The organism is Pseudonocardia pini, from assembly GCF_013870575.1.
In the GTDB taxonomy this organism is placed as follows: domain Bacteria; phylum Actinomycetota; class Actinomycetes; order Mycobacteriales; family Pseudonocardiaceae; genus Pseudonocardia; species Pseudonocardia pini.
The window spans coordinates 1-7,499 of the sequence record NZ_JACBXB010000219.1 but is presented as its reverse complement, the minus strand read 5'-3'; the positions used below and the strand labels follow the sequence as shown (position 1 = coordinate 7,499).

The window sequence follows — 7,499 nt, the reverse complement described above, 5'->3', positions numbered from 1 at the left end:
CGGCTACGGCGGCGCGGGGAGCGGGCCCGAGGTCTCGGGCTACGAGCTCGGCGGGGCCGCGATGGGCCCTTACGGCGCCTTCGCCGCACCGCACAAGTACGCGCTGCGGGCCCAGCGGATGCTCGACGAGCACGGGATCGGCCGGGGGGCCATGCGCGCGGTCGCGATGTCCGCCTACCAGCACGCCCAGGCCAACCCCGCCGCCGTCATGCAGGGGCGGACACTGTCCGCGGAGCAGTACGACGAGTCCCGCTGGATCGCCGAGCCCTACCACCTCTACGACTGCTGCCAGGAGTCCGACGCGGCGGCGGCGATCCTGCTGGTCTCCGCGGAGCGCGCCCGGTCGTTGCGCCAGGATCCGGTGTACGTGCTGGCGGCGGGCCAGTCCGGCGAGTACCGCTCGGGCGCGGGCGCGGAGAACACCCCGAGCCTGGCGACGGCGGGCTACTCCACGCTGGCCGAGCGCCTCTACGCCGACGCCGGCGTGTCGGTGAAGGACGTCGACGCGTTCCAGGTCTACGACAACTTCACCGCGGGCGTCGTGATGGGGCTGGTCGAGATGGGCGTCTGCAGCCATGCCGACGCAGACGACGTGCTGACGGTCGAGAACCTGGTGGCGCCCCACGGGCTCGCCCCGCTGAACACGAGCGGGGGCAACTTCGCCGAGGCCTACATCCTGGGTATGGGACACCATCTCGAGGCGGTCCGCCAGCTGCGCGGCACCTCGTTCAACCAGGTCCCCGGAGCCGCGGTCAGCGCGGCCATGGGAGGCCCGATGACCACGTTGACCAGCGGTGTCCTCTACGGCACGGAGGCCGTCCTGTGACCGTCCCCGAGCTCGACGCGACCGCCCTGCCGCAGGTGTTCGGCCGCCCGGTCCCGTTGCCGTCCGGGGTGGACGCGCCGTTCCACACGGGACTCACCGAGCACCGCCTGGTGCTCCAGCAGTGCACCTGCGGTGCCTGGCAGTGGCCGCCCGAGGTGATCTGCCACCGCTGCCGCGGGTTCGACCCCGGCTGGGCCGAGACCGAGCCCGAGGGGCTGCTTTACACGTGGACCCGGGTCTGGCACCCGGCCCGCGAGGAGCTGCGTGCCGTGGTGCCGTACGTGGTCGCGGTCGTGGAGCTGCCTGCGGCGGGGGGCGTCCGGTTGGTCGGCAACCTGCTGCTCGACGACGTCGCCACGGCCGAGATCCGCACCGGGACACCGGTCCGCGGTCTCTTCGCCGACCAGGACGGCTACACGCTCCTGCAGTGGCGGCCCGTCTAACGACCGAGGTAACGGCCACCCGGCGACCATCGGGGGCACGCGAGGAGAGGCGAGAAGCGGTGAGTGAGACACGCACCGGTCCGTTGGCCGGGATGAAGGTCGTGGAGCTGGCGCAGTGGGTGTTCGTGCCCAGCGCCGCCGCGATCCTGGCCGACCTGGGCGCCGACGTGGTGCGCATCGAGCACCCCGTGCACGGTGACCCGTACAGCGCGCTGACCACGGCTGGTTCGAAGAACGGGGCGAGCGCCCAGTCGGCGCGCTCGGCGCAGGCCAACCGCGGCAAGCGCAGCGTCGGCATCGACCTGCGCAGGCCGGGCGGCCGCGAGCTCGCCTACACCCTGATCCGTGAGGCGGACGCCTTCCTCACCAGCTTCCGCGCCGACGCACTCGACCGGCTCGGCATGACCGAGGCGCACCTGACGGCGCTGAACCCCCGGCTGGTCTACGCCCGGGGGGACGCCTTCGGTCCCGAGGGGGACGAGAGCGGGCTGCCCGGCTACGACATCACCGCGTTCTGGGCGCGCGGTGGAGTGGGTGCCCTGGTCACGGAGCCGGACGCGACCGAGCTCGCCCGCCAGCCCCCGTCGTTCGGGGATCGGATCTCCTCCGTCGGGCTGGCGGCCGGCGTCCTCGCCTCGCTGCTGGGCCGCGAGCGCGGGCACGCGCCGCAGCCGGTGAGCGCGTCGCTGATGGGCGCCGCGGCCTGGGTCACGGCGAGCGAGATCATCACCCACGACCCCGAGGCCGGACCGGGCGCACGCGTGACGATGCCGCCCCTGACCGGCTCGTACCGGTGCGCAGGCGGTGGCTGGATCATGCTCAACCTGATGCAGTCGGACCGCTACTGGGACGACTTCTGCAAGCACATCGGTGCCCCGGAGCTGCGCCTCGACGAGCGCTTCGCGGACGCGGCCGCCCGGGACGCCCACGCCGCCGAACTCCGCCCCGCCCTGGCGGCGGTGTTCGCCCGCCGCACCCGGGACGAGTGGTCTGCCGCCTTCGCCACCTTCGACGGCCCCTGGGCCCCGGTGCAGGACGTGACCGAGCTGGCGGACGACCCGCAGATCGTGGCCAACGGCTTCGTCCGCCCCGTCCCGGAGATCGAGGGCATGCGCCTGGTCCGCACCCCGTTCACCGTCGGCGAGGCCCCCGAGACCCTGCCCCGCGGCCCCGAGCTCGGCGAGCACACCGAGACCGTGCTGCTCGACGCGGGCGTGGAGTGGGACGAGATCGAGCGGCTGAAGGATGCCGGCGTCATCACCTGACGTCCGTCCGACCGACCCCGAAGGGACCCCGCCGACCGGCGGGGTCCCTTCGTCGTTCCAGCCCGTGAGCAGCGATAACGCGGCGGTAACGAGGACACGGTCGGATGGGTCCGCACCACGACGGAGCGGTGCTGAGCTGGAGGTGCTCTCGGTGAGTCAGAATCCCCTCCCCGTCGCGGAGCGAGCGGGAGCGGTCGCCGGATCCGTGAAGATCGCGATCGAGGGCGTGGAGAAGCGGTTCGACGCCCGGCGGCGGATCGTGCACGCGCTCGGCCCGCTCGACCTGGAGATCCGGTCCGGTGAGTTCGTCTGCCTGGTCGGCCCCTCGGGCTGTGGCAAGTCCACGCTGCTGCGCCTGCTGGCCGGTCTCGCCCGACCGAGTGCGGGCGACGTCCGGATCGGTGTTCGCGATCCTCGGCGCCCGCTGACCGCGATGGTCTTCCAGGACTACAGCATCTACCCGTGGAAGACCGTTCGACAGAACGTCGAGTTCCCGCTTCTGGTCAACGGGTTGTCCAAGGGCGAGCGGCGGGCGCGCGCCGACCAGTGGCTCGACCGAACCGGCCTGGCCCAGTTCGCCGACAGCCACCCCGCCCAGCTGTCCGGCGGCATGAAGCAGCGGGTGTCGATCGCGAGGGCCTTCGCGATGGAGCCCGAGATCCTGCTGATGGACGAGCCGTTCGCGGCGCTCGACGCGCAGATGCGCTTCATCCTGCAGGACGAACTGCTGCAGCTGTGGCAGGAACACCGGCGGACCGTTCTGTTCATCACCCACAACCTCGACGAGGCCCTGCTGCTCGGCGACCGGGTGGCGGTGATGAGCGCCCGGCCCGGTCGGATCATCGCCGACCTCGAGGTGCCGTTCGACCGTCCTCGTACCGGCGAGATCCGCGGGTCCGCCGAGTTCGCGGAGCTCGAGCAGCAGCTGTGGCAGCTCCTGCGGGCCGAGGTCGAGGCCACCCGAGGAGGGGTCGATGTCTGAGCTGATGGACCGCCCCGCCCGACGGGATCTCGCGGACGGCGGGTGGGCGAACGTCGTCGAGCGGACGCCGGGGCCTGCCGATCTGGACCCCGCGCGCCATGCCGCACGGCGGCGAAGGCGCGACACCGTGCTGCGGGTCGGCGCGCCACTGCTGCTCCTGCTGGTCTGGCAGCTGGTGTCGATGACCGGCGCGCTGTCGCCGAACCTGTGGCCCTCGCCCGCCAAGGTGTTCGGAGCGTTCCTGGAGATGCTCCGCATCGGCCTCCTGCAGGAGGCCACCCTCGCCAGCATGAACCGGCTGCTGGTCGGCTATGCGGTGGGAGCCGTCGCGGGCTACGTGGTGGGTCTGGCTCTGGGCGAGATCCGGCCGCTGCGGATCGCCCTCGTGCCCATCGTCAGTGCGCTGTACACGGTTCCGAAGCTCGCGATCCTGCCGCTGCTGCTGCTCATCTTCGGCCTCGGCGACGCTCCGAAGGTCATCCTCATCGCGATGGGGGTGTTCTTCATCCTGGCCATCTCGACCGTCGCCAACGTCATCGGCGTGGCCGAGACGGACCGGGAGCCCGCAGCGTCCTTCCACTCCTCCTGGCTGCAGACCCAGGTGCACGTGGTGATCCCGGCGATCGTGCCGGGGACCTTCACGGCGCTGCGCATCGCCTGCGGCAACGCCCTGCTGATCCTCGTCGGGATGGAGTTCATCCAGGGCGAGAGCGGGCTGGGCTACCTGATCTGGAACTCCTGGCAGCTCTACCGCGCCGACCGGATGTACGTCGGCATCGTCGTGGTCGCCGTGCTCGGCGCCCTGTTCCAGTCCCTGGTGGGCTGGATCGGGCAGCGCCTCGCACCGTGGGCGCAGCTCACCGACCGAACCCCAGTCTGAAAGGGCTCCACAATGGACGTGCCTGCCCGTAGGCTGCGTGCCGCTCTCGGTGCGCTGCTGCTGGCCGCCGTACTGGCGGCGTGTGGTGGAGGTGCCGGTGGAACCGGTACCGGTACCGGACCGGTCGAGGGAGGCAGCGGCCTCGCTCCACAACCGTTGCCGCAGAGGGAGAAGGTCGTCGTCGCGACTTCGGCCCGGCTCGAGACCTTCCTGGCGATGATGTTCGCCCAGAGGCACGGGGAGTTCGAGAAGGAGAACCTCGAGGTCGACATCCAGATCGTTCCGCCCAACGACAGCACGATCCTGCTCACCCAGGGCCAGCTCGACGTCGTCGCCACCGGGACCAGCGCGGTCAACTTCAACGCGATGGCCGCGGGTGCGCCGCTGCGCGGGGTCTTCCCCGGATCCGTGCCGCTCACCGAGTCCAAGGAGGGGCTGTGGGTGCGCAAGGAGGTGCTGGGGCCGGACGGGGTGTTCCAGCCCGCCGACCTGAAGGGGAGGAAGATCGCGACGCTCGGCGGCAACGTCGGGGTCAACCAGGCCTACATGTGGAAGGTGCTCAAGGAGCAGGACCCGGGGTTCCAGCTGTCCGACCTGAAGTTCGAGCGGATCGCGGCGGCCGACATGTCCACCGCGGTGACCGGCGGCGCGGTCGACGGCGGCGTGATGATCTCGCCCTCCTGGGAGCCGCTGGTGGACGACGGCTGCTGCGTCAACGTGGGCTACAGCCCGCCCTACGGCAGCTCGTTCTACGCCTTCGGGCCCACCCTGCTGGACCAGCGGCCCGCGGTCGGGCAGGCGTTCGTCCGGGCGCTCGCCCGTACTCAGCAGACCTACCTGCAGGGCAACTTCCACACCGACCCGCAGAGGGCCGCGGAGATCGCCGAGGTCCTGCAGTCGACCGTCGAGCGGGTCCAGCGCGAGCCCGCGCCGACCTTCTCCACCGACTGGCCGATGCCGACCGAGATGGCGGGCATCTCGCAGGACTACCTGTTCCAGGTCGGCGGCATCCTCTCCTACGAGAAGCCGCTGACGAACGACCAGATCTACGACATGCGGTTCGTCGACAACCTGAGGGCCGGATGACGGACGTGCGGGCCCTGCGGGGGGCAGCCGCGGTCGCCGGGATCGGGTGGACCCCGTTCCGGAAGGCCTCCGGGGTCTCCCCGCTCGCCCTCGCCGTCCGGGCGGTGCGTGCCGCGCTCGACGATGCGGGCCTCGACCCGGCCGAGGTCGACGGCCTCGGCACCCACCACCTCGGTGACACGGCCCAGGTGCACGAGGTGGCGAAGGCGCTCGGACTCGACGGAGTGGGGTGGTTCTCCGAGGAGTACGGCGGGGGCAACCGGTTCCCGGCCCTGCTGGGCGACGCGGCGCTCGCCGTCGCCTCGGGTGTCGCCCGGCATGTCGTGCTCTACCGGGCCCTGAACGGGCGGTCGGGGGTCCGGATGGGCGGTGCCACCCGGCCCATGCCGGGCCCGGACCTGCAGTGGCAGCAGCCGTACGGGGTGCTGACCCCTGCCCACAACTACGGGTTCGCCGCCCGCGCCCACATGCAGGCCTACGGCACCACCTCGGCCCAGCTCGGGGCGGTGGCGGTGGCGCAGCGGTGCGCCGCGGTGCTCAACGAGCGGGCGATGATGCGCACCCCGCTCACCCTCGACGACTACCTCGAAGCCCCCGAGATCGTCGACCCGTTCCGGCTCTACGACTACTGCCTGGAGACCGACGCCGGCTGCGCGGTGCTGGTCACCACGACCGAGCGGGCCCGGGACCTGCGTCGCCGCCCCGTGACGATCGAGGGTTGGGCCGCGCAGCTCGGCCGGGACGATCTGACCAAACCGGACCTGACCACCAGCACGGCGGCCACGATCGCGCCCCGGCTCTACGCCCTGGCGGGTCGGGGGCCGGACGACGTGGACGTGGCGGAGCTCTACGACGCCTTCACCTTCACCGTCCTGGTCCAGGTCGAGGACTACGGGTTCTGCGCGAAGGGCGAGGGCGGGCCGTTCGTCGAGTCGGGCGCGACGGCGTTGGGCGGGCGGATCCCGGTCAACACCCACGGCGGGTTCCTGTCGGAGGGCTACGTGCACGGGATCAACCATGTCTGCGAGGCCGTGTCACAGCTACGCGGCGACGCGGGAGCGCGGCAGGTGCCGGGGGCGGAGACGGCGCTCGTCAGTGCCCAGCCCGGCTACCTCACCGGCGGTACGTCGGCGGTCCTGCTGGGTGTGGGGTGATTCCGCACGCGGACGCCGACTCCCGGGCCTTCTGGGACCGGCTCGAGCGGCACGAGCTGTGCGCCCAGCGCTGCGATGACTGTGGGCTGCTGCGCTTCCCCGCGGCGCCGCTGTGCCCATGGTGTCGCGGGGAGCAGGCCGACTGGGAGGCGCTGTCCGGCCGCGGGGTGCTGCGCAGCTGGACCGTCACCCACCGGGTGGCCCACCCAGGGTTCGCCGACCGGGTTCCGTACGTGTCGGTACTGGTCGAGCTGGCCGACCAGCCGGGGCTGCTGCTCTACGGCCTGCTGGACCCGCGGACCGAGCCCGCCGGGCAGCTGCCGGTCCGCGTGGAGTTCGTCGACGAGGGCGATCGGACGACGGTGCGGTGGCGGAAGGACGTCCGGTAACGCGGCGCTTAACGCCGCGCTGCCTACTGTCGTGCCGGTCACACCACATCGACACGTGGGAGCCGGGCACATGGGAGTGCACGCTCTGGAACCTGCGCCGATCGGGTCCGCACGGATCGGTCGCCGGATCGCAGATGCCCTGTCGGACAACCGGATCGTCGAGGTCGTCGCGGGACCGGGCTGGGGCAAGTCGACCCAGCTGCGGGCCGTGGCGCGCGGGTTCGGCGTCGAGCGGGTCTCCCTCGACGCGCCGGTCCGCACCCTCGGCGAGCTGTCTCGCAGGCTCGCCTCGGCGTCGGAGGACCTGTGGGTGGTCGACGGAGCCGAACACCTGCTGGCGGTGCCGGGCGTGGCGGAGGGCTTCACCCGGGCGCTGCTCGACACCCCGGATCGATCCGTGCTCCTCGGCACCCGGCGCCACCTCGGCACACTGTCCGGCGCCGTCGCGGACGGGACGGTGGGCGTGCTCACCGA

General features: G+C 72.0%; 9 protein-coding genes. All 9 read left to right on the top strand.

Features of this window, described 5'->3' with window-relative positions; genetic code table 11:
* Positions 1-826 (top strand): thiolase C-terminal domain-containing protein (locus H5J29_RS14545; protein ID WP_181781493.1); only part of this gene is annotated, 826 nt, incomplete at its 5' end.
* Positions 823-1,269 carry a Zn-ribbon domain-containing OB-fold protein gene (locus H5J29_RS14540; RefSeq protein ID WP_220187424.1) on the top strand — a complete coding sequence of 149 codons (447 nt, stop codon included), beginning with the start codon at positions 823-825 and terminating at the stop codon, positions 1,267-1,269. The genes H5J29_RS14545 and H5J29_RS14540, both read left to right, overlap by 4 nt.
* Before the next feature lie 59 nt (positions 1,270-1,328).
* Positions 1,329-2,534, top strand: a complete 1,206-nt coding sequence (locus tag H5J29_RS14535) for a CaiB/BaiF CoA transferase family protein (RefSeq protein WP_181781492.1) — start codon at positions 1,329-1,331, stop codon at positions 2,532-2,534.
* 151 nt (positions 2,535-2,685) lie between these two features.
* Positions 2,686-3,516 (top strand): ABC transporter ATP-binding protein, encoded by an 831-nt coding sequence (locus H5J29_RS14530; protein WP_312858225.1) that lies wholly within the window; start codon positions 2,686-2,688, stop codon positions 3,514-3,516.
* On the top strand, positions 3,509-4,396 hold the full coding sequence (locus H5J29_RS14525; RefSeq protein WP_181781490.1) for an ABC transporter permease: 888 nt from the start codon (positions 3,509-3,511) through the stop codon (positions 4,394-4,396). Before H5J29_RS14530 ends, H5J29_RS14525 begins: the two co-directional genes overlap by 8 nt.
* 156 nt (positions 4,397-4,552) lie before the next feature.
* On the top strand, positions 4,553-5,482 hold the full coding sequence (locus H5J29_RS14520) for an ABC transporter substrate-binding protein (RefSeq protein WP_181781489.1): 930 nt from the start codon (positions 4,553-4,555) through the stop codon (positions 5,480-5,482).
* Positions 5,479-6,636, top strand: a complete 1,158-nt coding sequence (locus tag H5J29_RS14515) for a thiolase C-terminal domain-containing protein (protein WP_181781488.1) — start codon at positions 5,479-5,481, stop codon at positions 6,634-6,636. Before H5J29_RS14520 ends, H5J29_RS14515 begins: the two co-directional genes overlap by 4 nt.
* Positions 6,633-7,025: a Zn-ribbon domain-containing OB-fold protein gene (locus tag H5J29_RS14510; protein WP_181781487.1), complete on the top strand. Its 393-nt coding sequence runs from the start codon at positions 6,633-6,635 to the stop codon at positions 7,023-7,025. The genes H5J29_RS14515 and H5J29_RS14510 overlap by 4 nt, the downstream gene beginning before the upstream one ends.
* 70 nt (positions 7,026-7,095) lie before the next feature.
* The coding region (locus tag H5J29_RS14505; RefSeq protein ID WP_181781486.1) for a hypothetical protein at positions 7,096-7,499 on the top strand (404 nt) is incomplete at its 3' end.